A 23,767-nucleotide genomic window follows, 5' to 3' on the forward strand; every position below is an offset into this window, starting at 1 on the left:
CAAGCGCGCGTTAACTTTTTCCGGTTGAAATGACTTGTCTTTCAGCCGCCATCACCGGTTGCGGCATGTTTCCGGCCGGCGGTCTTGTCGCTTCGGGTTAAGGACCCCATTTCCCGTCCGAGGGAAAAGGGGGATTGGCCTGGCGGGAGGGTAGCGCCGGGGCAAGCCGAAAATGCGGGAACGCCACCGATCGCAAGGATCGGAAGCCACAGCGGAAATCGGACAGCTTGGCACGGATCGCAGGCGCGAGGCCTCGTCCGCGACCGCGTGGCGTCGGCTCCTGGCCTGGTGGCGGCGATATCGCGGGGCAGCCGCGGGGCTCTATCTCCGCAATGTCACGGCGGCGGTGCTGCCGCTGACGATCGCGGCCCTGGCGATCCTGGCCTTCCACTATGCCTACTCGCTGGCGACGGTGAAGAGCCTCTATCGCGCCAATATGCAGCGCGAGATCGCCCTCGACGAGCAGCGCCTCGAACGGTTCTTCGCCGAGCGGCAACTGATCCTCAGCGGCATTGCCCGCTCGATGAGCGTCACGCAGGACGATCTCCTCGGCAATATGCGCGAGCTGACCGAGAGCGAGGGCCAGCTTCTCGGATTCTTCGACGGGCTCTATCTCAACGATCTCGACGGCAACGTCGTCGGCACGCATGGCGAGCGCTTCAATATCCGGGATCGGCCTTTCTTTGAAGCGATCAAGCGCGGCGATAACGCCTTCAGCGATATCGTCATCAGCCGGGCCACGGGCACCCGCATCGTCGTCTCCCTGGTGCCCATCCGCGATTCGGTCGGCAGCGTCGTCGGCGCCCTGGGAGGCGCCATTCCGGTCGCCAATCTGCTGAACGAGATGACCATCGGCGAACGGCCGGAGGCGCATGCGATCCTCCTGGATCGCGCCGGTACCCTGCTCTCCAGTTCCGGCCTCGATGCCACCGAGCAGACGGCCATCGTCACGGCCCTCTCGGAATCGGCGTCAAAGGTCCCCGTGCCCGTCGAGGTCTCGATTCCGATCGACGGCCGCGACACGCGCTATCTGATGGCGGTGGGCGAGCTGCCGCAGCTCGGCTGGCGCCTCGCGCAGCTTTGGTCGCTCGATGCGATCGAGAAAGGTGCTCGGAGCAACGCCCTCTACGGCCTGCTGTTCTCGATCGTGCTGATCGGGCTCGCGGCCGGGATCTCGCTCTGGTCGACGCGGCGGGTGCTGGCGCCCCTGCAGAAGGTGGCCGAGAACCTTCGCGCCTTCAGCCAGGGCGATCGCGATGCGCGCGCGGCCGTGACCGGCGACGACGACATCGCTCAGATCGGCAAGGCCTTCAACGACATGGCGGTGAACCTCGCCGAGCATGAGCGCGAGCTGAAGGAGCAGGCGGCGTTGCTCGAGAAGCAGGCCCGCGGCCTCGAGATCGCCAATGTGCAATATGCCGAGGAGCGCGAGGCGGCGCTGGCCGCCAACCACGCCAAATCCGAGTTCCTTTCCAACATGAGCCATGAGCTGCGCACGCCGCTCAATGCCGTGCTGGGATTCTCGGAGCTGCTGTCGGCGATGCCGGCGTCGGCCTCGCGCGAAACGCTCGCCAGCTACGCCGGCGAAATTCACGGTGCCGGCCGGATGCTGTTGGGCCATATCGATGCCATCCTGGCCTATGTGCAGGTGGATACGCGCAGCTATACGCCCGAGGTGAAGTCGACCGATATCGGCGAGATCATCCGGGGCGCGGTCCAGATGGTCGAGCAGCGTGCCGCCAGCAAGGGCCTGCGGATTCAAACCGCGATCGCCGAGCCGCTGCCGCCGGTCATCGTGGACGGGGCCGCGATCCGGCGGGTTCTCGTGCAGCTACTCTCGAACGCGATCAAATTCACGAATCCGGGCGGCACTATCAAGCTTCGCGCGCCGACGCCGGTGGGCCGCGAACTCGCCATCCGGATCGAGGACAGCGGCGTCGGCATCGCGCCCGAACATCTCGATCATGTCTTCGATCCCTTCTGGCAGGCCGAGGCGGTGCTGACACGCAGCACCACGGGGCTCGGTCTCGGGCTCGCCTATGCCAAGCGCCTGATCGAGATCAATGGCGGACGCATCGCGATCGAGAGCAGACCCGGTCTCGGCACCACCGTGACCTGCTATCTCCCGCTGGCCGCCTGACCCTGAAGCGCCGCAGGTGGTCCGTTTTCAGCAGCTGGGCCAGGCCAGCCAGCCGATCAGATCCTTGTCGGTGGTGAAGACGGTCTCGGAATTGGTGGCGGTGCAGGCGCTGACGGGGCCGACATGGGACGCGGGATAGAAATAAGGCCCCTTCATCAGGGCGCCATCGTCGGGCTCGTTGGCGCTGGGAGCGCCGCCGGATTCTGCCACGGTGCATTTGAAGACCGCGCCGTCGGAACCCACGGTGTGGACCTCGATCATGCCGCCATCCTGGAGCGCCACGTCGCCGACATAGGAGGGCTGGGACGGATGGGCATTCATGCAGGCCACCAGCCCCGGATAGACCGACGGCAGATGCGCGCTCCAATCGCCGGAATCCTCCATGCGGCTGGAACTCTCGATCGAGGGAAGCGTCTCACCGCCGTTGCTGGTCTGGGCGCAGCCCCAGCCGGCCAAGGAGGCGGCGAGGGCAAAAGCGGTGACGATGATCCGGGCTCGCGACATCAGCTCCTCCTGTCGGCGCCTGGCCATCGCAGGGTCAAGCGGCCATTTCCCAACACACCGGCGGGGAGCTTAGACGGGAAATGCTGCGAGGCCAACAGCATGCGGCCTCGCGCGGGAGGGGTATGCCGGCTAGACCTGCAGCCGATAGCCCACGCCGGGCTCGGTCAGGATCAGGGCCGGGCGCTCGGGGTCGGTTTCGATCTTCTGGCGGAGCTGGCGCACATAGACGCGCAGATACTGCACGTCGCCGCCATTCTCGTCCTTCCAGACCTCGCGCAGCAGATGGCGGTGGGTCAGCACCTTGCCGGCATGGACCACGAACTGCTGCAGCAGGTCGTATTCCTTGGGCGAGAGCTTCACCTCCTCGCCGCGCACCGTCACGATCCGGCGCACCAGATCGACGGTGAGGTCGCCGCTATGGAACAACGGACGGCCGCCCTGCTGCTGCAGCCGGTGGCGGAGCGCAGTGCGCAGCCGCGCCACCAGCTCCTCCATGCCGAACGGCTTGGTCACGTAATCGTCGGCGCCGAGATCGAGCGCCTCGACCTTGCCCTTCTCGTCGTCACGGCTGGAGAGCACGACGATCGGCACGGGCGATTCCGCGCGGATCATGCGGATGAGCTCCAGCCCGTCGATGTCCGGCAATCCCAGATCCACGAGCAGGATATCCGGCTTCTCATGCCGCAGCAGGCTCATGCCCTCGCGCCCGTCCGCCGCCTCGATCACGCGGTAATCCTGGGCTGTCAGGGTCGTGCGCAGCAGCCGGCGGATCGGCGGCTCGTCATCGATCACCAGCACGGTGGCGCGGTCGCTGGTCATGACAGGGCCGCGGCTCCCGCCGTCTCGAAGGCTGCGGACATCGGCAGGGCGATGCGGAAGATGGCGCCCGAACGGTCGGTGCGGTTCTCCGCGACGATGGTCCCGCCCATGGCCTCGACGAAACCGCGGCAGATGGCGAGCCCGAGCCCCGTGCCGGCGCGCTGCCGGTCCGCGGCCTTGACCCGGAAGAACTTGTCGAAGATGCGCTCCAGCGCGTCCTCGGGGATGCCGGAACCTTCATCCATGATCTCGATCGTCACCTGGCCATTCTCTCTCCGGGCCCGAATCCCGATCCGCGACTGGGGCGGGCCGTATTTTGCCGCATTGTCGAGCAGATTGACGAGCACCTGCTCCATCAGGACGAAATCGAGCTTCAGCAGCGGCAGGTCGGGCTCGATCGTGACATCCACCTTGCGATTACCGATCATCGGGCCGGCGCGGCGCAGCGCCGTCCCGATCAGGTCGCCGAGATCGATCGGCTCGCGCTTGAGCTCGAGGGCGCCGGTGTCGAGCCGGGTCATGTCGAGCAGATTGGCGACGAAGCGGTTGAGCCGCTCGCCTTCCTCCTGCGCCGCTGCCAGCATCTCCTCGCGCGTGGCGTCGTCATAGAGCGCGCCATAGGTGCGCAGGCTCGAGATCGTGCCCATGATGGTCGCAAGCGGCGTCCGCAGATCATGCGAGATCGAGGTCAGGAGCGCGGCGCGCAGCCGTTCGGTCTCCGAGAAGACGCGGGCCTCGTCGGCGCTCTCGGCGAGCTTGACGCGCTCCATCGCGACCGCGATCTGATCGATCAGGGCATCGAGGAGGCGGCGTTGCTCGGAGGTCAGCAACAGGCCGTCTTTCGCGCGTGTGATCCCGACCACGCCCAGTTTGCCGCTCGCGGTCGTCATCGGCAGGAACAGACGTTTGGCGCCGGGCAGCGTGTCGGAGCCGCGGCCGGCCGCACGATTGTGATCCCAGGTCCATTGCGCGGCGGCGAGGTCGGAATCATCCAGGCGGTCCTCCGGCGGGAAACCGGCTCTGACCACGAGCCCCTCGGGCTTGGGTGTCAGGAGCACGACCTCGACCTTCAACATCGAGGCGATCTGATGTGCCGACGCCCAGAGCAGATCGTCCATGCTGGCGATGCCGGCGAGCTTGCGGCTGAAGCCATAGAGCTCGCTGATGGCGGCGGCGCGATGGCGCGCGGCTTCCGCCTGGATCCGGGCGCGGCCGGCCAGACCGCCGGTCATGAGCGCCGTCAGGGTGAAGAAAACCAGCGCCACCACATTCTCGGGATCGGTGACGGTGAGGGTGTAAAGCGGCGGGGTGAAGAAGAAATTATAGGCGAGCGAGCTGAGCAGCGCCGTCGCCAGCGCCGGCATCAACCCGTCGCGGATGGCGCTGATCAGCACGGCCGCGAGATAGATCAGCGACAGGCTCTGGATATTGACCAGTTCCTGAACCATCTCGCCCAGCGCGGTGGCCGCCGCCACCAGCAGCAGGGCCCGTGCATAAGACCAGACCTTGACCGGCTCATGAGGCCGGGGCGGCGCTTCCGCCGTGCTGGCAGGGTCCTGCGTTTCACCCGGTACGACATGGACCACGATGCTGCCGGCCTTCGCGGCCAGGTCATGCACGATCGAGCCATAGACGATCTCGAACCAGCGTGGGCGCGGCGATTTCGCCACCACGATCTGGGTGATGTTGTTGTCGCGCGCATAGGCGAGGAGCGCGTCGGCGACCCGGGCGCCGGGCAGATAATGTGTGTCGGCGCCGAGTCGCTCGGCCAGCCGCAAGGTCTTCGCGATCCGGTCGCGATCGGCCTCGCTCAGCCGCTGATGGCGCGGTCCCTCGATATAGACGGCCTGCCAGGGCGCGCGCAGCCGGTCCGCGAGCCGCTTGCCATAGCGCACCGCGCCCTCGGCGTTGGGCCGTTCATTGACGCAGACCAGCACGCGGTCGCCCGCGGCCCAGGGGCCCTGGATCGCATGGGCCCGCATATAATCGAGCATCTGGTCGTCGACGCGCTCGGCCGTGCGGCGCAGCGCCAGCTCGCGCAGCGCCGTGAGATTGCCGGGCTGGAAAAAATGTCGGACAGCGCGCTCGGCCGCCTCGCGGACATAGACCTTGCCCTCCTTGAGCCGTTTGATCAGCTCCTCGGGCGTGATGTCGATGATCTCGATCTCGTCGGCGCGGTCGATGACGCTGTCGGGCACCGTCTCGCGCACGCGGATGCGGGTGATGCGCGCGACCACATCGTTCAGGCTCTCGATATGCTGGATGTTGATCGTGGCATAGACATCGATCCCGGCCGCGAGCAGGTCTTCGACATCCTGGAAGCGCTTGAGATGGCGGCTGCCGGGGGCGTTGGTATGGGCCAGCTCGTCGACCAGCGCCAGCTTCGGTCGGCGCTTCAGCAGTCCGTCGACATCCATCTCCTGCAGGGTCTTTCCCTTGTAGGAGACAGAGCGGCGCGGCGGCACCTCGAGCCCTTCGATCATCGCCTCGGTCTCGCGCCGCCCATGGGTCTCGACCACGCCGATCACGACATCGACGCCCTCGGCGCGCTTGCGCCGGGCCGCCTGCAGCATCTCGTAGGTCTTGCCGACGCCGGGTGCCGCACCCAGGAAGATCTTCAGCCGGCCGCGCGATTCGGCCTGGGCCGCGGCCAGGAGCGCGTCGGGCGAGGGACGTCGGTCGGCATCGGGAGGGTCGGAGGCGGCCATGGGATCAGTCTAGCCGAGGCCAACGGGCTTAAGCAGCAGTTCCGGAAACACTGGAAAAGAGCGGCCGAAGGTCGGCGGACAGGGTGAGATGGCACCGTGCCCATGACCTTCGGCCGTCACTCGGCGCCGAAGCATCGGGGAAGGGATGACCTCGCGCGCCGTCGTCATTTCCCCGCCGCGTCGAGCGCCATGTTGAGCTTGAGCAGGTTCACATGGGGCTCGCCGATCAGGCCGAGGAAACGGCCCTCGATATGGTCCTGGACCAGCTGGCGGACCTGGTCTTCGCTCAGGCCCCGCGCCTTGGCGACGCGCGGGACCTGGAACAGGGCGGCTGCCGGGGTGATGTCCGGGTCGAAGCCGCTGGCCGAGGTGGTGACCAGGTCGATCGGCACCGGCACCGAGGGGTTCTCGGCCTGGAGGGCGGCGGTATCGGCGGTGACGCGGTCCACCAGCGCTTTCGAGGTTGGCCCGAGCTGGGAACCCGCTGAGTTGGCGGCGTTGTAGGGCGCGGCGACGCTGTTGCCGTTTGCGTCGGTACCGGTTGTGACAGACGGGCGGCCATGGAAATATTTCTCGGTCGCGAAGTTCTGGCCGATCAACTCGGAGCCGATGACGACCCCATCCTTGACGATGAGGCTGCCATTGGCCTGGTAGGGGAAGAGCGCCTGCGCCAGTCCCGTGATCCCCAGCGGGTAGATGACGCCGGTGATCAGGGTCAGGAGCAGCAGGAGCAGGAGGGCGGGGCGGAGTTCTTTCAACATGGGAGGGATCCTTGTTCAGGCGAGGCCGACAGCGGAAATCAGCACATCGATCAGCTTGATGCCGACGAAGGGCACGATCACGCCGCCGACGCCATAGATCATCAGGTTGCGGAACAGCAGCCGGCTTGCGGTCTGCGGGCGGTATTTGACGCCGCGCAGGGCCAGCGGAATGAGCGCGATGATGATGAGCGCATTGAAGATGATGGCCGAAAGGATGGCGCTCTGCGGCGTCTGCAGGTGCATGATGTTGAGGACGTTGAGGCTCGGATAAAAGGCCGCGAACATCGCCGGGATGATGGCGAAGTACTTGGCCACGTCGTTGGCGATCGAGAAGGTCGTCAAGGCGCCGCGCGTGATCAGCAGTTGCTTGCCGATCATGACCACCTCGATCAGCTTGGTCGGATCGGAATCGAGATCGACCATGTTGCCGGCCTCGCGTGCGGCCTGCGTGCCGGTCTGCATCGCCACGCCGACATCGGCCTGTGCGAGCGCCGGCGCGTCGTTGGTGCCGTCGCCGCACATGGCGACCAGCTTGCCGTTGGCCTGCTCCTTGCGGATGAGGGCGAGCTTGTCCTCGGGCGTCGCCTGGGCCAGGAAATCGTCCACGCCGCTCTCGGCGGCGATGGCCGCCGCCGTCACCGGATTGTCACCGGTGATCATGACGGTGCGGATGCCCATGCGGCGCAGCGCCGCGAAGCGCTCGCGGATACCGCCCTTGACGATATCCTTGAGATGGATGACACCCAGGAGCCGGGCCCCGCTGGCGACGACCAGCGGCGTACCGCCCGCGAGTGAAACATCCTCGACCAGGTTGTTGAGTTCCTGCGGGACGCGGATCTGCGGGTTGAGGGTACGGACATGGGCGATCATCGACTCGGCCGCGCCCTTGCGAATGGAGGCGCCCTCGAGGTCGACGCCGCTCATGCGGGTCTGGGCCGAGAATGGTACGAAGACGGCGTGGAGCGGCGCCATCTCGCGGCCCCGCAGGCCGTACTTTTCCTTGGCCAGCACCACGATCGAGCGGCCCTCGGGCGTCTCGTCGCTGAAGCTCGCGAGCTGCGCGGCATCGGCGAGCTCGCGCTCGGAGACGCCCGGCAGCGGCATGAACTCGCTGGCCTGGCGGTTGCCCAGCGTGATCGTGCCGGTCTTGTCCAGGAGCAGCGTGTCCACGTCGCCCGCGGCCTCGACCGCGCGGCCCGACATGGCCAGCACGTTGAACTTCACCAGGCGATCCATGCCGGCGATGCCGATGGCCGAAAGCAGCGCGCCGATGGTGGTCGGGATCAGGGTCACGAACAGGGCCACCAGCACGACGACGGGCACGCTGCCGCCGGCGAAGGTCGCGAAGCTGGGGATCGTCACCGTCGCGAAGATGAAGATGATGGTCATGCCCGCGAGCAGGATATTGAGCGCGATCTCGTTGGGCGTCTTCTGGCGCACGGCGCCCTCGACCAGCGCGATCATGCGATCGAGGAAGGTCGAGCCCTGGGCCGCGGTGATGCGCACCTTCATCCAGTCCGACAGCACCCGGGTGCCGCCGGTGACGGCCGAGCGGTCGCCGCCGCTCTCGCGGATCACCGGCGCGGATTCACCGGTGATGGCCGATTCATCGACGGAGGCGATACCCTCGATCACGTCGCCATCGCTGGGGATGGTGTCGCCGGCCTCGACCAGCACGACATCGCCCGCCTTGAGCTTGAGCGCGGGCGTGCTCTCGAACTGGCGGCCTTTCGGATCGGTCAGGCGCTTGGCCATCGTCTGGGTGCGGGTGCGGCGCAGATTCTCGGCCTGGGCCTTGCCCCGGCCTTCGGCCACCGCTTCCGCGAAGTTGGCGAAGAGCACGGTGAACCAGAGCCAGAAGGCGATCTGGGCGGTGAAGGCGATGCTCGGATTCCCGGCTGCGATGTCGCGGACCAGGATGACCGTGGCGAGAGCCGCGACGACCTCCACCACGAACATCACCGGATTGCGGATCAGGCTGCGGGGATCGAGCTTGCGGCAGGAATCCCACACCGCGGCCTTCAGGATCTCCACCGAGATTCCGGCAACCGCCCGCCGACGCGAGGCAGAGGCCGGGGTGAAGCTGTCGGGTTTGTTATTGTCGTTCATGTTATTGACCTCAATAGAGCGAGCCGGCCTGCATCTGCAGGTGCTCGACGACGGGGCCCAGCGCATCAGCGGGGAGGAACGTCAGGCCACCGGTGATCAGGATGACGCCGATGAGAAGGGCCACGAACAGGCCGTTATCGGTCGGGAAGGTGCCGATCGAGGCGGGCACCAGCTTCTTGCCGGCAAGCGAGCCGGCAATGGCGAGCACGGGCACGATCATGGCGAACCGGCCGACCAGCATCGCGACGGTGCCGGTCAGGTTGTAGAACATGGTGTTGCCGGTGAGTCCGCCGAAGGCGCTGCCATTGTTGGCCGTCATCGAGCTGAAGGCGTAGAGGATCTCGCTGAAACCGTGCGGCCCCGCATTGAGCGGCCCCGCCAGGCCGGCGGGCACGACGCTCGCCAGCGCGGTGAAGCCCAGGATCGAGAGCGGCAGGACCAGGATGGCGAGCATCGCCATCTTGACCTCGCGGGATTCGATCTTCTTGCCGACATATTCGGGTGTGCGCCCGACCATGAGGCCGGCGATGAAGACGGCGAGGATGGCGAACAGCAGCATGCCGTAAAGGCCTGAGCCGACGCCGCCGAAGATGATCTCGCCCAGCTGCATGTTGACAATGGGGACAAGCCCACCCAGCGGCATCATGCTGTCATGCCAGCTGTTGATCGCACCGCAAGACGCATCGGTCGTGACCGTCGCGAACAGCGCCGAGTTGGCAATGCCGAAGCGGACTTCCTTGCCCTCCATATTGCCGCCCGCCTGGAGCGAGCTCGCGACCTGGTCGACGCCAAGATGGGCGAAGGCGGGGTTGCCGCCGGCTTCCGCCCAGTAGGCCACGAAGACACCGGCCAGCATCAGCAGGCCCATGGCGCCGAACAGTGCCCAACCCTGCTTCATGTTGCCGACCATGCGCCCGAAGGTCATGGTCAGGCCGGCGCCGAGGCTGAGGATAAGCACCATCTGCACGAGATTCGTGATGGCGTTGGGATTCTCGTAAGGATGGGCGGAGTTGGCGTTGAAGAATCCGCCGCCGTTCGTTCCCAGCATCTTGATGACGAGCTGCGACGCGACGGGCCCCTGGGCGATCGACTGATGCGCGCCTTCGAGCGTGGTGGCGTCGGTATAGGCGCTCAGATTCTGCGGCATGCCCTGCCACACCATGAAGAGCGCCACGACGATCGAGATCGGCAGCAGCAGATAGAGGGTGCAGCGGGTGAGATCGACCCAGAAATTGCCGATGGTCTGCGCCGAGCGGCGGGCGAAGCCGCGGATCAGCGCGATCGCGATGACGATGCCGGTCGCGGCCGAGGCGAAGTTATGGACGGTCAGCCCGGCCATCTGGACGAAATAGCCCAGCGTGGTCTCGCCGCCATAGTTCTGCCAGTTGGTGTTGGTGGTGAAGCTCATCGCCGTGTTCAAGGCGAGGTCGGGCGCCATGGCGCCCATGCCCTGCGGATTGAACGGCAGATAGCCTTGCAAGCGGAGCAGGGCGTAGAGCGAGAGGAAGCAGACCAGGTTGAAGAGCAGCATGGCGAACGCGTAAGTGAGCCAATGCTGTTCCTTCTTGGGGTCGACACCGGCGATGCGATAACAGATCGCCTCGACCGGCCCCAGGATGGGGGTGAGGAAATTACGCTCGCCCGAGAACAGGCGCGCCATGTAAAGGCCCACCGGCACTGCCAGGGCCATGATGATCGCGCAGTAGATTGCGATCTGAAGAATTCCGTTTGCGGTCATGATGGAGCCTCAGAATTTCTCGGGGCGCAGGAGCGCGTAAACGAGGTAGATGAGGAGGGCGAGCGAGACGGCGCCGCCGAGGAGATAGTCGAACATTGGGGTTGCTCCGGGTGTCGGTTACAGCCTGGTGCAGATCGCGGCATAGCCGAGCATCAGGGCGAATCCCGCCGATCCCAGCAGCACCATCAAGACGTCCAGCATGATTGTTCTCCGGCCTGGAGCCGGCGATCGGAGGCCGGCGAAACTGATATGAATGGCTCCCGGGCAAGCAGGCCCGGGCGCAGCCACAGAAATGTCCTCATGCCGATAGGAAATCGATGGGAGCGGGGCGGGACGGCTATAGGAGCCGCATGTGGCCGGCCGGCCGCCGGCATAAAGAACCCATAAAGAAACGACCGCCATTCTGGTCGGCCCTCCGCCGAGGGTCCCCAAGGAAGGGTCCGGCGGGCCTCCGAAGGAAGGATCGACCTGTTTTCTGCCGATGTTATCCTGGGAAGGTCATGACCCCCGGTTCCTCAACCGCGCCGCGTCGCCTCATGGTCGTCGATGACGAGCCCCGCTTTGCGGCTTTCGTGCGCGAGGCGGCGGAAGGCATCGGCATGCAGGTCGAGATGGCGGGCAATGGCGAGGAAGCGAAGGCCGTCTATCGGCGCTTCGATCCCGACGTGATCGTGCTCGACGTGGTGATGCCCGTCATGGATGGGGTCGAGTTCGTGCGGTGGCTGGGCGAGGAGGGTTGCCGGGCGCGCCTGCTGCTGGTTACCGGCTACAACCCGCATTACGGGCGCCTGGCGGAACGGCTCAGCCAGGCCAAGGGCATCGGCAGCGTCATGGTCCTCAACAAGCCGGTGCGGCTGCATCAGCTCCTGGCCGCGATCGGCGAGGGTGCATCCGGCCCCGACGACGGCCTGAATAATTCGAAACGAACGCCCTGACCGCCCTCAGGCCAACCGCGCTAGATTCCCGCGACCACCTGCTGATCCTGCCAGCCGCCGCCCATCGCCTTGGCGAGATCGGCCACGGCCTGCAGCCGGGTGAGACGCGCCTGCACCAGGCTGTTCTGGGCCTGGAGCTGCGCGCGCTGGGCGTCGAGCACCGTCAGCAGGTCGGTCGCACCTTCGCGATAAAGCAGGTTCGCGAGCGTGAGCGCCGCCTGCGCCTGATCCGCCGATTCCTGCAGCGCCGCTTCCTGCGCGGCGCTCGTGCTTTGCGCCGACAGGGCGACCTCCACGTCGCGGAAGGCGGTCAGTGCCGTCTGCTGATAGGTCTCGGCCAGCTCCTTGTAGCGGGCGACGGATTGGTCGTAGTTCGCTTCGCGCGCACCGCCATCGAACAAGGGCGCCAGCAGCGAGGCGGCGAGGCTGTAGATCGCGCTCTCCGGCTGGAAGAAGGCCGTCAGCGCGCCGCTGGCGAGGCCACCGCTGCCGGTGAGCTGGATGGTCGGCAGGAAATCGGCGCGCGTCACGCCGATCTCGGCATTGGCCGCCCGCAGATCGGCATCGGCCTTGCGCAGATCGGGGCGGCGCTCGAGCAAGGTCGAAGGCAGGCCCGCCGCGATGCCGGGCAAGGTCACCGAATCGAGGCTGGCGTTCTGGATCTCGAGCGAGGCCGGCGGCAGCCCCAGCAGCAAGGCGAGGGCCGCCTGGTTCTGGTCATACTGGTTCTGCAGCGCGGGAATGGTGGCAGCCGTGCTCGCCACCTGCTGGCGCTGCTGCGCCAGATCCAGGGCCGAGGCCGCACCTTCCTTGAACCGGATCTCGATGAGGGCGAGCGTGTCTTGCGAATCCTTCAGGTTCGACTGTGCCACCTTCAGCTGATCGCCCAGCGCCAGCAGCGTCAGATAGGTCGTGACCACATCGTCCTGCAGCACCAGGTCGGTCGCCGCCGCGTCATAGACGCTGCCCTGGAAACTGGCATCCGCGCTCTGGAGCGCCGCGCGGTTCTTGCCCCAGAGATCGAGCTCATAGCCCACCGACAGGCCCGCGCTGTAGGAAACCGAGACGTCGGAGGTCCGGCCGCTGCCGCTTCGGCTGCTGCCGGCGTCGGCTTCGACGGTCGGGAACAGCGGCGCCGCGGCGCCCTTGGCCTGCGCCCGCGCCTGGTCGATCCGGCGCATCGCCGCCAGCAGATCGTGATTGTCGTCGCGCGCGGTCGCCACCATGCGGTCCAGCTCGTCATTGCCGTAAGCCGTCCACCAATGATCGGACAGCTGGTCCGGCATGGCGCTCGACATGACGGAGGCGGCCGCGTCGCCGGAGATGGCGGCCGGCGTCACCGTCACCGTCTGGTTGCGCCAGTCCGCGGGTGCCGGCACGGCCGGCTGGGCATAGTCGGGCACCAGGCTGCAGGCGCCCAAGGCCAGCGCCAGGCTGAGAAAGCCCGCCTGCAGCAGGCGGCGTTTGCGCGGGGAGTCGAGATTCTGGAGCATGCTCATCACTCGGCGGACAGGGCCACGACCGGATCCAGCCGCGCGGCTTTGCGTGCGGGCAGATAGCCGAACAGGATGCCGGTCAGGAAGGCGCAGCCGAAGGCAGCCAGGGCCGGCGGTAGCGACAGAAGCGTGGGGATGCCGAAACTGCCGGCGATCTGGCTGGCGAGCAGGCCCAGCAGCACGCCAATGGCGCCGCCAATGCCGCAGACCACCACCGCCTCGGCGTTGAACTGGAGCAGGATGTCGCGCATGCGGGCACCCGTGGCCATGCGCACGCCGATCTCGCGCGTGCGCTCGGTGACGCTGACCAGCATGATGTTCATGACGCCGATGCCGCCCACCAGCAGCGAGATCGCCGCGACCGAGCCCAGCAGCAGGGTCAGGGTGCCTTGCGTCTGCGAGACCGTGTCCAGCAGCGAGGCCATGTTGCGGGTCTGGAAGTCCTCGGTCTTGTGGCGCTGGACCAGCAGCGATGTGACCGCCGCCTGGGTCTCGTCGATCTTCGCGACGTCGTCGACCCGGACCGTGATGCTGCGCACATACTGCTTGCCGAAGACGCGCATCAAGCCGGTCGAGAGCGGCACGAAGGCGACATCGTCCTGGTCGGCGCCGTTGGGCGAGGCGCCCTTGGCCGACATCACGCCGATGATCTGGAACGGGATGTTGCTGACCAGCAGATACTGGCCGACCGGATTGGCCCCGGCGCCGAAGAGATTGTCGGCGACGGTGCGGCCGAGAACGATGACGGGGGCATAGCTCTTGACGTCTTCGTTGGTGAAGAAGGTGCCGGCCTCGACCGGCCAGTCGCGCGCACTGCTGAAGCTGGGCCAGGTGCCGTCGACGGTGGTCGCGTAGTCGCGATTGCCATGGCGCAGGGTGGCGCTGGCGCTGCGCTCCGGCACGGCCTGGCTGACATTCGGCAGACCGGCGATCGCGGCGGCGTCGTCGGGAACCAGCGTGGCGATGTCGCCGGTGTTGCGCATATTGGGGGCACCCGGCCGGACCAGGATCAGATCGGTGCCCATGGCGGAGATGCGGTCGATCACCTGCTGCTGGCTCCCGTCGCCCACGGCCAGCATGGTGATGACGGAGGCGACGCCGATGACGATGCCGAGCAGGGTCAGCACGGTGCGGAACAGGTTGGCGCGCAGCGAGCGCAGCGCCATCTTGACCGCCTCGAGGAAATGCAGGGCCGCGGCGGCCCGGCGCGGTTTCACCAGCGCTTCGTCGGTCACCGTGGCGATGTCGCCGCTGTCGGGCTTCGAATCGTCTGTGATCTGGCCGTCATGGATGCGGATGGTGCGGCGCGCCTGGGCCGCGATGGTGGCGTCGTGGGTGATGAGCAGGATCGTGCGGCCCTCGGCGTTGAGCTCGCGCAGCAGCGCCAGCACTTCCTGGCCGCTGTGGCTGTCGAGCGCGCCGGTCGGCTCGTCGGCGAGGATCACCTCGGCGCCATTGACGAGGGCGCGCGCGATCGAGACGCGCTGCTGCTGGCCGCCCGAAAGCTGGCTTGGCCGGTGATGCCCGCGTTCGCCCAGCCCCAGCCGCTCCAGCAAGAGCTTGGCGCGCTCGGCGCGCTCATGATGGCGCAGGCCCGCATAGATCGCCGGCATCTCGACATTCTCGGAGGCCGTGACCGTGGCCAGCAGGTTGTAGCGCTGGAACACGAAACCGAAGACGTTGCGGCGCAGCTCCGCCAGCTCGTCGCTGTCGAGTTCCGCCACGTCGCGGCCCGCGATCCTGAGGGTGCCGCTGGTCGGGCGGTCGAGACAGCCGATCAGGTTCATCAGCGTGCTCTTGCCCGAGCCCGACTGGCCCATGATGGCGACATATTCGCCGCGCCGGATCGTCAGCGACACCCGGTCGAGCGCCACCAGCGCCCCGTCGCCGCTGGGATAGAGCTTGGAGACATCCTCCAGCTCGATCAGCGGCTCGGTCAGGACGTCCGGGTCGAAGGCCGCGCCGCCTGACGTGAAGGTCTGGTTGATCGCGTTCAAAACCCGAGCCTCGCCGGCGGCTGGTTGCGGGTCGTGCTCTGGCCCGTGCCCGACGCCGTCGGCAGGACCACATGGTCGCCTTCGGCGAGGCCGGCGATCACGGCCGCATTGGCGCGATCGCTGAGGCCGACCCTGATCTCGCGGGTGACGATGCCGTCGGCGGTGCGAACCTTGACCTTGTAGGGCGTGCCGGCCTGCGTATCGCCGGCGACGGCGGTCATCGGCTCGAGGGCCGCCACCGGTACCAGTAGCGCATCCTTGGCTTCGCCCAGCACGAAGAAGACCTGGGCGCTCATCTGTGTCATCAGCGCATGGTCGGGATTCGCGACGTCGATCAGCACGTCATAGAGGATGACGTCGTTGATCACCTCGGGCGTCGGCAGGATCTGGCGGACGATGCCCGTCCACTGGCGGTCGGGCATGCCGAGCGTGCTGAAATGCACCGCCATGTCGGTCTTGACCTTGACGATGTCGGCCTCGGCGACCTGCGCCCAGACGGTCATGGTGTTGAGGTCGGCGATCCGCAGGATCACCGGCGCCGACTGGTTGGCGTTCAGGGTCTGCCCCTGCTGTGCCGAGATCGAGACCACGGTGCCGTCGATGGGCGCGTAGATCTTGGTGTATTGCAGATTGGCGAGGTCGCCATCGAGGGTCGACTGCGCCTGCTCCAGCTGGGCCTGCAGCGCCGCGATCTGGGCGCGGGCGACCGCCTCGTTGGCTTCGCCGGTCTGCAGTACGTCCTGGCTGACGGCGTTCTGCTTATAAAGGCGCTGGTTGCGGGCGTTCTGCCACTGCGCCAGGACGAGCTGGGCCTTCTGCTCGGCGATCTGCGCCTGCAGGATCCGAAGCTGCGCCTGCTCCGAAGCGACCTTGGCGCCGAAAACGGTCGGATCGATCTCGGCCAGGAGGTCGCCCTTCTTCACTTCCGAGCCGTAAGTGACATGGAGCGACTGCAGCTGGCCTGACACCTGGGCGCCGACATCGACATAGTTCTTCGGCTGCAGCGCACCGACCGCGGTCAGCGAGGCTTCGAGATCGCCCTTGGTCACGGCGACGGTGGGGACATGGGTCGGCGAGGTCGAGGCGCGCGCGAAATGCCAGGCTGCGGCACCGCCGCCGGCGATCATCGCGACCAGCAGCAAGGCCAGCCAGAGCCGGCTGCGCCGCTTGGGCTTGCCGGCCGGGGAGGCCAGTCGGCGCGCGGTCTGGGTCCGGGCAGGACCCTCCGCGCGCGGGGGCTTGCTCACCAGCAGGGTGTCGTTCATGGGGGTCTTTCGGGCCATCCGGTTCGAAAGGGTCCCTCGATCGAGGCCCGCATCGGCGGGATGCGGGGTGAGGGCCTGTCGTCTTGGTCATCCTGTTCCAAAAGCCACACGGGACAGGTCCGCGAATCCTGCGGCCGGAAGCCCAAGAGATTGAAAAGTCTAAATTATAGGCAATGAATCGGGGTGACGCCCCGGTCAGCGATCGAGCAGCCCCAGGGTCCGCGCCAGATGGGCCGCCTCGGTCCGGTTCTTGCCGCCCAGCACGCGCAGGATGCGGTGGACATGGAGCTTGACGGTGGCTTCGGACAGCTCCAGCCGGCGCGCGATTTCCTTGTTCGAGGCCCCGTTCGCGAGCAAGGCCAGGATGTCGTTCTGGCGCAGGGTGAGTGTCGGGCGCTGCATGGCGGCGCTGTTGCTGCGATCGCCGCCGGTGCGGCCCTCGCCGCCTTCGGGGGTCGGGGTGCAGATCGCGACCACGGCCGCCCGGCCGGCGATCCGGGTGATCGACGAGAACCATTCGGTCGGAATGGCCTTCCCGCTGGCCCCGGTGAAGGTCACCGGCATGCGCGACTGGACCGGCTCGCCCCGCTGCCATCCCAGGACCAGATCGCGGACCTCCTGGCGGCGCGAATCGGCGATACGATCCCAGAAGCGGATCCGTCCGATCTCGTCATCATCGACGGCCAGGATCGTCTTGGCCGTCGCATTGGCATAGACGAACCGTTCCCCCTGGATGATGAGCATCGGGACCGGCAGGTCCTCGAGCAGGAAGGACCGCCAGCCGCCGCTGGCGAGCAGGCCGCTCGGCGCATCCCGCCGGCTGCCGACGAGGAACAGGCCCGGCGAGATGTAACGGTTGCCGGCCAGCACGAAGGCGATCGTCTCGAGCACGCTGTTGGCCGGGGTGTTGCGCTCGATCAGCGCGTCGACGCCGTGGCGCAGCCAGGTCTGGACGGCCAGATCGTCGAAGCTGCCATAGATGGCGACCAGCAGACGCGGCAGCCGGACGCGCAGCGCGCTGATCCAACCGTCGGCGGCTTCGGCGGCGGCGGAATCGAGCACGAGCAGCATGGCCGGCGCTTCGCCCGCGTCGATGCGGGCAGCAATCGCCGCCACCGTGTCTGCCGATTCGACCTCGCCTTCGGTCCGCAACTGCGCGAGCAAACCACGGATGGCTTCCTGCTCGACAGAGGCCGGGCCGACGCAGACGATCGCGCTTTCTATCGGCCGGCCCTGCTTTTGCATGTCACGGATCACCCCCTTGATTGATGGGACACTCGATCAGCCGCGATCGAGGTCCTTCACGATGGGCACTTGCTTAGGCCAGTCCTCTGTTTCGTTTGTTCCGGCATAGGGTCTATTGCGTAGTCAATTCGATCTATGCGGAATTTGACGGCGGCGTCAGGAGCGACGACGACATCGCCCGACATAAGAATATTTTCTTATTTCCGGTCGCCACTCCACGATGGCGGACATATGTCCGTCACGGGGCGCTCTCGGTCTGAAATGCAGGCGGGGCCGATGAAAATGGTAAGCGCACTGGCAAAGGGTCCAATCAAATCGAGCGCAGCGTCGTCCTGCGGGTCGTGGCGTCAATGTGAGGTCCCGTCCATGGCGCGATGTCGATCGTGAGTCGGACGTGGGCCGGGAAAAATTCCGTCAGATTCTATACTCACGTAAGCCGATGATCGCAACTGGCGATGCGCATGGCGCCGATACAATTCGCGAATGACTCCCGTGACTCACGGGCGATCCGCTCTGCGCGATGCGGAAATGGCGTGCTTTAACCATGATCGGCAGCACCGCCCGGTCTCGCAGCCACGCGCTTCCGTCGCCATGAGACGAAGAGGGTCGCCGATTGTGATCACGAAGCCCGCTCTCACGCCCGGTCGGCCGATTCCAGGGCCTGTCCCATCGTCTTCGGCTTGAGTTAAGCTTCGCGAGCCTGGGATGGTGCGGCTTTGCGCCCCGGCGCGCGATGGGGAAGGGCAACAGCTCGTGCGGGAATTTTTCCGAGTCTACGGACTGATCCTGCTGCTGGTTGCGGTCGGGTTCTATATTGCGGTGCAATACATGGCGCCGCTCCCGCCGCGGTCGATGAAGCTGGCGACGGGTGTGACAGGCGGCGCCTATGCCGATATAGGTGAGCGCTATCGAAAGATCCTGGCCGATGAGGGAATCACGGTCGACCTCGTTCCGACCGAAGGGACCGTGGCCAATCTTGCGTTGTTGATGGATCCGAAGAGCGAGGTCGACGCCGCGCTGATCCAGGGCGGCGTCGGCAGCGCCGATCTGCAGCCCGACCTGCGCGATCTTGGCAGCCTGTTCTTTGAACCGGTATGGGTGTTCACGCGCGAGGGCAGCCGGGCGCGGCGTTTGACCGACCTCGCCGATCGTCGCATTGCCATCGGCCAACCGGGCAGCGGAACGCAGATCGTCGCGCGACAACTCCTGGCGGCGAGCGGTGTCGGTCCCAGCGACGCGGAGCTGGTCGAGGTCGGGGGCGATCAGGCTGCGGCCCAACTCGAGACCGGCGATCTGGACGCCGCCTTCTTCGTGAGCGCGCGCATCAGCCCGTTATTGGCCAAGCTCGCCGCCGACCATGATCTGGTCTTGATGGATTTCGTGCGGGCGCCTGCGTTCCGCTATGCGCTGCCGTTCCTGTCGGAGGTGACCTTGCCTGCCGGCACGATCGACCTGCCGCACGATCTGCCACGAAACGACATCACCATGGTGGCGCCGGCGGCCCAGCTCGTGATCCACAAAGACCTCCATCCGGCGCTCGTGCATCTGCTGCTGGAAGCGATCGCCAAGGTTCACCGGCCGCGGCAGGATTTCGCGCCCGAGGGCCGCTTCCCCTCGGCGACCTTTGTGGACTATCCGCTCGATTCCGACGCCGCCCGCTTTCTCGAGAAGGGACCTTCTTTCTTCTACCGCTATCTGCCGTTCTGGGCCGCGGTCTGGGCCGACCGCCTGCTGATCCTGCTGGTGCCGATCCTGACCTTGATGATCCCGCTGTTCCGGTTGGGGCCACCGCTCTATCGCTGGCAGATCCAGCGCAAGCTCTTCAAGCGCTATCGGCAGCTGCGCCGCATCGAAATGGCGGCCCTGGCGGAAGGGGCGGACCATGCGCTCCTGTCGGGCGAGCTCGACAAGCTGCAACAGGAGCTGAGCGGCCTGAAGATCCCGCTGGCCTATGCCGAGGATCTCTATCATTTGCGCCTGCATATCCATTGGGTGCGCTCCCAGCTGCAGGGCAGGAAGCCAGCCCTATAACCGCTGGCCGGCCGAGAGGCCAAACAGGACTTCCCCCGCCTTTTGGGCGTTTTCGGGGCCGCCGCCGCAAGCCCGTTGCCCGCGCCCCGATTGCACTCCACATTCAAGGGAGCGGTTGTGCTTGCCGGACCGCCCGCCGCGGGGCCCGACGGTGGCAGGACGAGGGGCAGGCGCCGCCGGCCGTCAAAAGGGGAAATCGACATGTTTCAGGAATTCCGGACCTTCATCAGCCGCGGCAATGTCATCGACATGGCCGTCGGCATCATCATCGGCGCGGCCTTCACCGCGATCGTCGGCTCGCTGGTCAATGACCTGCTGATGCCGCCCATCGGCGTGCTCCTGGGGGGGATCGACTTCTCGGATTTCTTCATCAGTCTCAAGGGCGGCGATTTTGCGACGCTCAAGGCTGCACAGGCGGCTGGAGTCCCGACCATCAATTACGGGCTCTTCATCAATGCGATCATCAAGTTCCTGATCGTCGCCTTCGCCGTGTTCCTGCTGGTTAAGCAGGTCAACAAGCTGCAGACCCTCGGCAAGAAGCCGGCGGCCCCTGCCGCGCCCCCTCCGCCGCCCCGCGAGGAAGTGTTGCTGACCGAAATCCGCGACCTGCTGAAGGCGCGTCAGTAGGCTTTGGGGTGGCAGGTTGCGGGCGTCACAGTCTCGTCACGCGATCCGGGGGTTGGGCGAGGTTCTTCTGACACCAGAGCCGCCCGGCGGTCTCGGCGGCCTCCGATGTCGGCGTGCTGTCGCCGAGGCCGATCCGCTTGCCGCTCCGCCAGACCGACCACAGATAGCGGAGGCTGCCATCGGGATGAGTCCACTGGTCGATCATCAGCTCGATCATGACGTCGAATTCCCCTGGCACGGGTGAGGGAAGAGGCCGCCCGGGACCCGCGAAACGGTTCGACCCGAGCATGGAGTATCGGAGGCCGGCGGGACAAGTCGCCGGGGCGTACGGGCTTCCGGCGCTGCGATTGAGTAGCCGGTTACGGCGGACTAAAGTCAAACCCCTTTCCGGGCGGCGGAGCGTGGCATGGTGATGAGCGAAACCCGGCGACGATTGGCGGCAATCCTGGCCGCCGACGTGGTCGGCTTCAGCCGCCTCATCGAGATCGACGAGGACGGGACGGTGGCGGCCCTGACACGCCATCGCCGCGACACCATCGATCCGCTGATCGTTTCCCATGGCGGGCGGGTCTTCAAGACCATGGGCGACGGACTCCTGGCGGAATTCCCCAGCGTGGTCGAGGCGGTGCGCTGTGCCGCCGCGATGCAGGAACAGATCGCGACCTTCAACCGCGGAGTGGCGGCCGACCGCCGTCTCGAGTTCCGCGTCGGCATCAATATGGGCGACGTGCTGGCCGTGGCCGACGATCTGCTGGGCGACGGCGTCAATATCGCGTCGCGCATCGAGGCGGTGGCGACGCCGGGCGGCGTGGTGCTGAGCGACGACGCGATGCGCCAGGTGAACGGGAAGGTGCCCTTCACCTTCATCGATCTGGGCGAGCATCGCCTCAAGAACATCGCCCGCCCGTTGCATCTCCATGCGCTGGACCGGGCGCGCGAGGGTGTCAACCCGACGCGCAGCGTCCGGCGCGATCTCACCTTGCCGGACCGGCCTTCGATCGCCGTGCTGCCCTTCGACAATCTGAGCAGCGATCCGGCGCAGGCGATGCTGTGCGATGCCATGGCCGAGGACATCATCATCGATCTGTCGCGCTTCCATTCCCTGTTCGTGATCGCGCGCGATTCCTCCTTCCTCTATCGCCACCGGCCGGCCGATGTGCGCCGGATCGGCAGCGAGCTCGGCGTGCGCTATCTGCTCGAAGGCAGCCTGCGCCGCGCCGGTGGCAAGATCAGGGTCACGGTGCAGTTGATCGAGACCGCCACCAGCCACCATGTCTGGGCCGAGCGCTACGACAAGGAGGCGGCCGAGCTGTTCGCGCTGCAGGACGAAGTCACGCGCGCGATCGTGGGGCGGCTGGTCAACCGGCTGCAGCGCGCCGACCTGGAAATGGCCCGCCGCAAGCCGCCCGACAGCCTGCAAGCCTATGAATACTGGCTGGCCGCGACGAACGCGCATGAGCTGGGCACCGCCGAGGGTCATGCCGAGGCCAAGGCGCTCTATGAGAAGGCGCTGGCAACCGATCCGCGCTATGCGCGCGCCCATGCCGGCCTCGCCGAGCTCTGCTATATGGAGCTGCTGGTGGGGGCCTGGGGCCAGCCGCGCGAGCCGTTCCTCGAGGAAGCCCTGGAGCATGCCCGCAAATCGGTCGAGCTCGACGAGAGCGATGCGCAGCCCCATGTCATCCTGGGCTGGGTCCATATGATGCGACGCGAGTTCGACCGGGCGGTCAAACATTGGACCATCGCCGACGAGCTCAATCCGAACGATGCCGAAGTCACCATGTCGCGGGCGACGGCCCACGCCTTCCTCGGCGAACCCGAGGCCGGCCTCGAGATGGCCGAGGCGGCGCTACGGCTCAACCCCTATTGCCCGGACTGGTATCTCTCGGACAAGGCGGTGATCCATTTCATCGCGCAGCAATATGAGCCGGCACTCGCGATCTATGGCTCGATCGGCGAGCTCTATCCGCATTCCGCCTTGTGGCATGCCGCGGCCGCGGCCAAAGCCGGCCGCAAGGAGGAAGCGCAGGCGCAAGCCACCGCCTTCCTGAGCCAGGCGCAACAGAGCTGGGCCGGCGATCCGAAGGCGACGCCGGCCGATCATGTCAATTGGCTGGTGGACAGCCTGCCCTTCAAGCGCGACGCCGATGTCGCGCATTTCCGCGAAGGGCTGCGCAGCGCCGGCCTGCCGATCTGAGACTTAGGCGGCTGCTCCAGCGTATGCGTCGAGAACCAAGCCGTGAAAATGATGGAGCCCATGCTCCGACTTGCCCGACCCACTGGGATCGTAGACGATCCGGCCCTGCTGAAAGGCGGGTGTGTTCATGCCCTGCTGTACGCTCTCGACGAGGCCGATGTCCTCGACCTGAAGAACCTTGTCGAGGTACTCGATCGCCGCTTTTTCGGTTTCGTCCGGTTCTGGTGTTTCGAGGAAGAAGTCGTAGGTCTCGAACGTACGGTCCGGGCCTGCGGGCACGATGTTGAGAACAATCATCGAGCTACGACCTGGATAGCGCATTAGGCAGGTCGTCGGCCACAGCCACCATACGGCATGGGTGCGGACCTTGGCGTTCGAGGTGTCATAAGCCCGGTTCGCTTGCTTGCCAGCGTCCGCCATATGACTTGAGTAGATGCCGTGCGTGGTGACTTTGTATGTGTCCATGTCAACCAGCGTACAAAAGTCTTTGTGCGATATTGGGCAGTGATAGCATTCAAGGAAGTTGTCGACGACATTTTTCCAGTTCGACTTGATGTCGTAGGTCAGCCGGTGGCCGAACGTCAGCGTGTCGATGTCGGAAGCCCAGTGTCGAATCTCGTTCTCGAGATTGCCGGAGAGCTTGCCGAGTGAAGGTGATTTGGCGTCGAGGTTCACATAGATGAATCCGCAGAACTCTTCCACCTGAACCGGCTCGAGCGAGATTGCCTTGGGATCGAAATGCTGAAGGTGCTCGGTGTGCGGCGCCCGGAGCAACTCCCCGCTCAACCGGTAGGTCCAAGCATGGTACGGGCACATTATCCTCGTCGTGTTGCCCTCGCCGCTGAGCAGCTTGTGCGCTCGATGCTTGCAGACGTTATAAAACGCGCGCAGAACACCGTCGCGATCTCTGACGACTGCGATCGGCTTTTCGGCGATTTCAGTCGTGACGAAGGAGCCCGGCTGCCGGAGCTTCTCGGCGTGGCATACCCATTGCCAAGTCTTTGAGATGATTTCTCGCAGGTCGACCTGATACCAGCGCGGATCGGTATAAGCGTCGGCGTTAAGCGAAAGCGACTGACTTGGATCCGAGTGATATCCGTGACTGATGGCCGCGAATTGTTGCTTGGTTGGATAATCACCCATTGCAACCTCCCCCTGTGGATTCCGCGTAGAGCCTGCCTGCACCGCTTAAGAG

The 23,767-nt window shown here is 66.1% G+C and carries 18 protein-coding genes; 5 read left to right on the forward strand and 13 right to left on the reverse strand.

The features are described from left to right. The first annotated feature begins 172 nt into the window (after positions 1-172). On the forward strand, positions 173-2,140 hold the full coding sequence (locus tag ACREE8_RS08440; protein WP_431572543.1) for a sensor histidine kinase: 1,968 nt from the start codon (positions 173-175) through the stop codon (positions 2,138-2,140). 27 nt (positions 2,141-2,167) lie between these two features. Here the strand turns inward: ACREE8_RS08440 and ACREE8_RS08445 are convergent, their stop codons facing one another. The 7 genes from ACREE8_RS08445 to kdpF form a co-directional block, all read right to left on the reverse strand. Then, a complete protein-coding gene (locus ACREE8_RS08445; RefSeq protein ID WP_431572544.1) occupies positions 2,168-2,644 on the reverse strand; it encodes a hypothetical protein in 477 nt (158 codons plus the stop codon). 129 nt (positions 2,645-2,773) lie between these two features. Further along, positions 2,774-3,463 carry a response regulator gene (locus tag ACREE8_RS08450; protein WP_431572545.1) on the reverse strand — a complete coding sequence of 230 codons (690 nt, stop codon included), beginning with the start codon at positions 3,461-3,463 and terminating at the stop codon, positions 2,774-2,776. Further along, the gene (locus ACREE8_RS08455; protein ID WP_431572546.1) at positions 3,460-6,171 is read right to left on the reverse strand and encodes a DUF4118 domain-containing protein; all 2,712 of its coding nucleotides are present in this window, start codon (positions 6,169-6,171) and stop codon (positions 3,460-3,462) included. The genes ACREE8_RS08450 and ACREE8_RS08455 overlap by 4 nt, the downstream gene beginning before the upstream one ends. Positions 6,172-6,335: 164 nt before the next feature. After that, positions 6,336-6,932 (reverse strand): potassium-transporting ATPase subunit KdpC, encoded by a 597-nt coding sequence (kdpC, locus tag ACREE8_RS08460; RefSeq protein ID WP_431572547.1) that lies wholly within the window; start codon positions 6,930-6,932, stop codon positions 6,336-6,338. A 15-nt stretch (positions 6,933-6,947) separates the two neighbouring features. Next, positions 6,948-9,041 (reverse strand): potassium-transporting ATPase subunit KdpB, encoded by a 2,094-nt coding sequence (gene kdpB, locus ACREE8_RS08465; protein ID WP_431572548.1) that lies wholly within the window; start codon positions 9,039-9,041, stop codon positions 6,948-6,950. Positions 9,042-9,051: 10 nt separating this feature from the next. Next, positions 9,052-10,779 (reverse strand): potassium-transporting ATPase subunit KdpA, encoded by a 1,728-nt coding sequence (kdpA, locus tag ACREE8_RS08470; protein WP_431572549.1) that lies wholly within the window; start codon positions 10,777-10,779, stop codon positions 9,052-9,054. 9 nt (positions 10,780-10,788) lie between these two features. Continuing rightward, a complete protein-coding gene (kdpF, locus tag ACREE8_RS08475; RefSeq protein ID WP_431572559.1) occupies positions 10,789-10,875 on the reverse strand; it encodes a K(+)-transporting ATPase subunit F in 87 nt (28 codons plus the stop codon). A gap of 404 nt (positions 10,876-11,279) precedes the next feature. Here kdpF and ACREE8_RS08480 point away from each other — a divergent pair, with 404 nt between their 5' ends. Then, the gene (locus ACREE8_RS08480) at positions 11,280-11,714 is read left to right on the forward strand and encodes a response regulator (protein WP_431572550.1); all 435 of its coding nucleotides are present in this window, start codon (positions 11,280-11,282) and stop codon (positions 11,712-11,714) included. Positions 11,715-11,734: 20 nt separating this feature from the next. On the opposite strand, the gene ACREE8_RS08485 is transcribed toward ACREE8_RS08480, so the two are convergent. The 4 genes from ACREE8_RS08485 to ACREE8_RS08500 all read right to left on the reverse strand — a co-directional run bounded on the left by ACREE8_RS08485 (position 11,735) and on the right by ACREE8_RS08500 (position 17,717). Next, positions 11,735-13,207 carry an efflux transporter outer membrane subunit gene (locus tag ACREE8_RS08485; RefSeq protein WP_431572551.1) on the reverse strand — a complete coding sequence of 491 codons (1,473 nt, stop codon included), beginning with the start codon at positions 13,205-13,207 and terminating at the stop codon, positions 11,735-11,737. A gap of 5 nt (positions 13,208-13,212) precedes the next feature. Then, on the reverse strand, positions 13,213-15,150 hold the full coding sequence (locus tag ACREE8_RS08490; protein ID WP_431572560.1) for a MacB family efflux pump subunit: 1,938 nt from the start codon (positions 15,148-15,150) through the stop codon (positions 13,213-13,215). A 53-nt stretch (positions 15,151-15,203) separates the two neighbouring features. After that, a complete protein-coding gene (locus ACREE8_RS08495; RefSeq protein ID WP_431572552.1) occupies positions 15,204-16,472 on the reverse strand; it encodes an efflux RND transporter periplasmic adaptor subunit in 1,269 nt (422 codons plus the stop codon). Between the two features lie 195 nt (positions 16,473-16,667). After that, on the reverse strand, positions 16,668-17,717 hold the full coding sequence (locus ACREE8_RS08500; RefSeq protein WP_431572553.1) for a helix-turn-helix domain-containing protein: 1,050 nt from the start codon (positions 17,715-17,717) through the stop codon (positions 16,668-16,670). A 753-nt stretch (positions 17,718-18,470) separates the two neighbouring features. Here ACREE8_RS08500 and ACREE8_RS08505 point away from each other — a divergent pair. Together ACREE8_RS08505 and mscL are read left to right on the forward strand one after the other, a co-directional pair. Continuing rightward, positions 18,471-19,748, forward strand: a complete 1,278-nt coding sequence (locus ACREE8_RS08505; RefSeq protein ID WP_431572554.1) for a TAXI family TRAP transporter solute-binding subunit — start codon at positions 18,471-18,473, stop codon at positions 19,746-19,748. 201 nt (positions 19,749-19,949) lie between these two features. Next, on the forward strand, positions 19,950-20,375 hold the full coding sequence (mscL, locus tag ACREE8_RS08510) for a large conductance mechanosensitive channel protein MscL (protein ID WP_431572555.1): 426 nt from the start codon (positions 19,950-19,952) through the stop codon (positions 20,373-20,375). Positions 20,376-20,400: 25 nt separating this feature from the next. On the opposite strand, the gene ACREE8_RS08515 is transcribed toward mscL, so the two are convergent. Beyond that, entirely contained in the window at positions 20,401-20,592 is a 192-nt protein-coding gene (locus ACREE8_RS08515) for a hypothetical protein (protein ID WP_431572556.1), read from the reverse strand. A gap of 189 nt (positions 20,593-20,781) precedes the next feature. Here ACREE8_RS08515 and ACREE8_RS08520 point away from each other — a divergent pair, with 189 nt between their 5' ends. Further along, positions 20,782-22,572 (forward strand): adenylate/guanylate cyclase domain-containing protein, encoded by a 1,791-nt coding sequence (locus ACREE8_RS08520; RefSeq protein WP_431572557.1) that lies wholly within the window; start codon positions 20,782-20,784, stop codon positions 22,570-22,572. A gap of 3 nt (positions 22,573-22,575) precedes the next feature. Here ACREE8_RS08520 and ACREE8_RS08525 read toward each other — a convergent pair whose 3' ends face one another. Next, positions 22,576-23,715: an aromatic ring-hydroxylating oxygenase subunit alpha gene (locus tag ACREE8_RS08525; RefSeq protein ID WP_431572558.1), complete on the reverse strand. Its 1,140-nt coding sequence runs from the start codon at positions 23,713-23,715 to the stop codon at positions 22,576-22,578. Positions 23,716-23,767 lie beyond the last annotated feature (52 nt).

It is taken from the genome of Hypericibacter sp., assembly GCF_050729195.1.
Lineage (GTDB): Bacteria > Pseudomonadota > Alphaproteobacteria > Dongiales > Dongiaceae > Hypericibacter.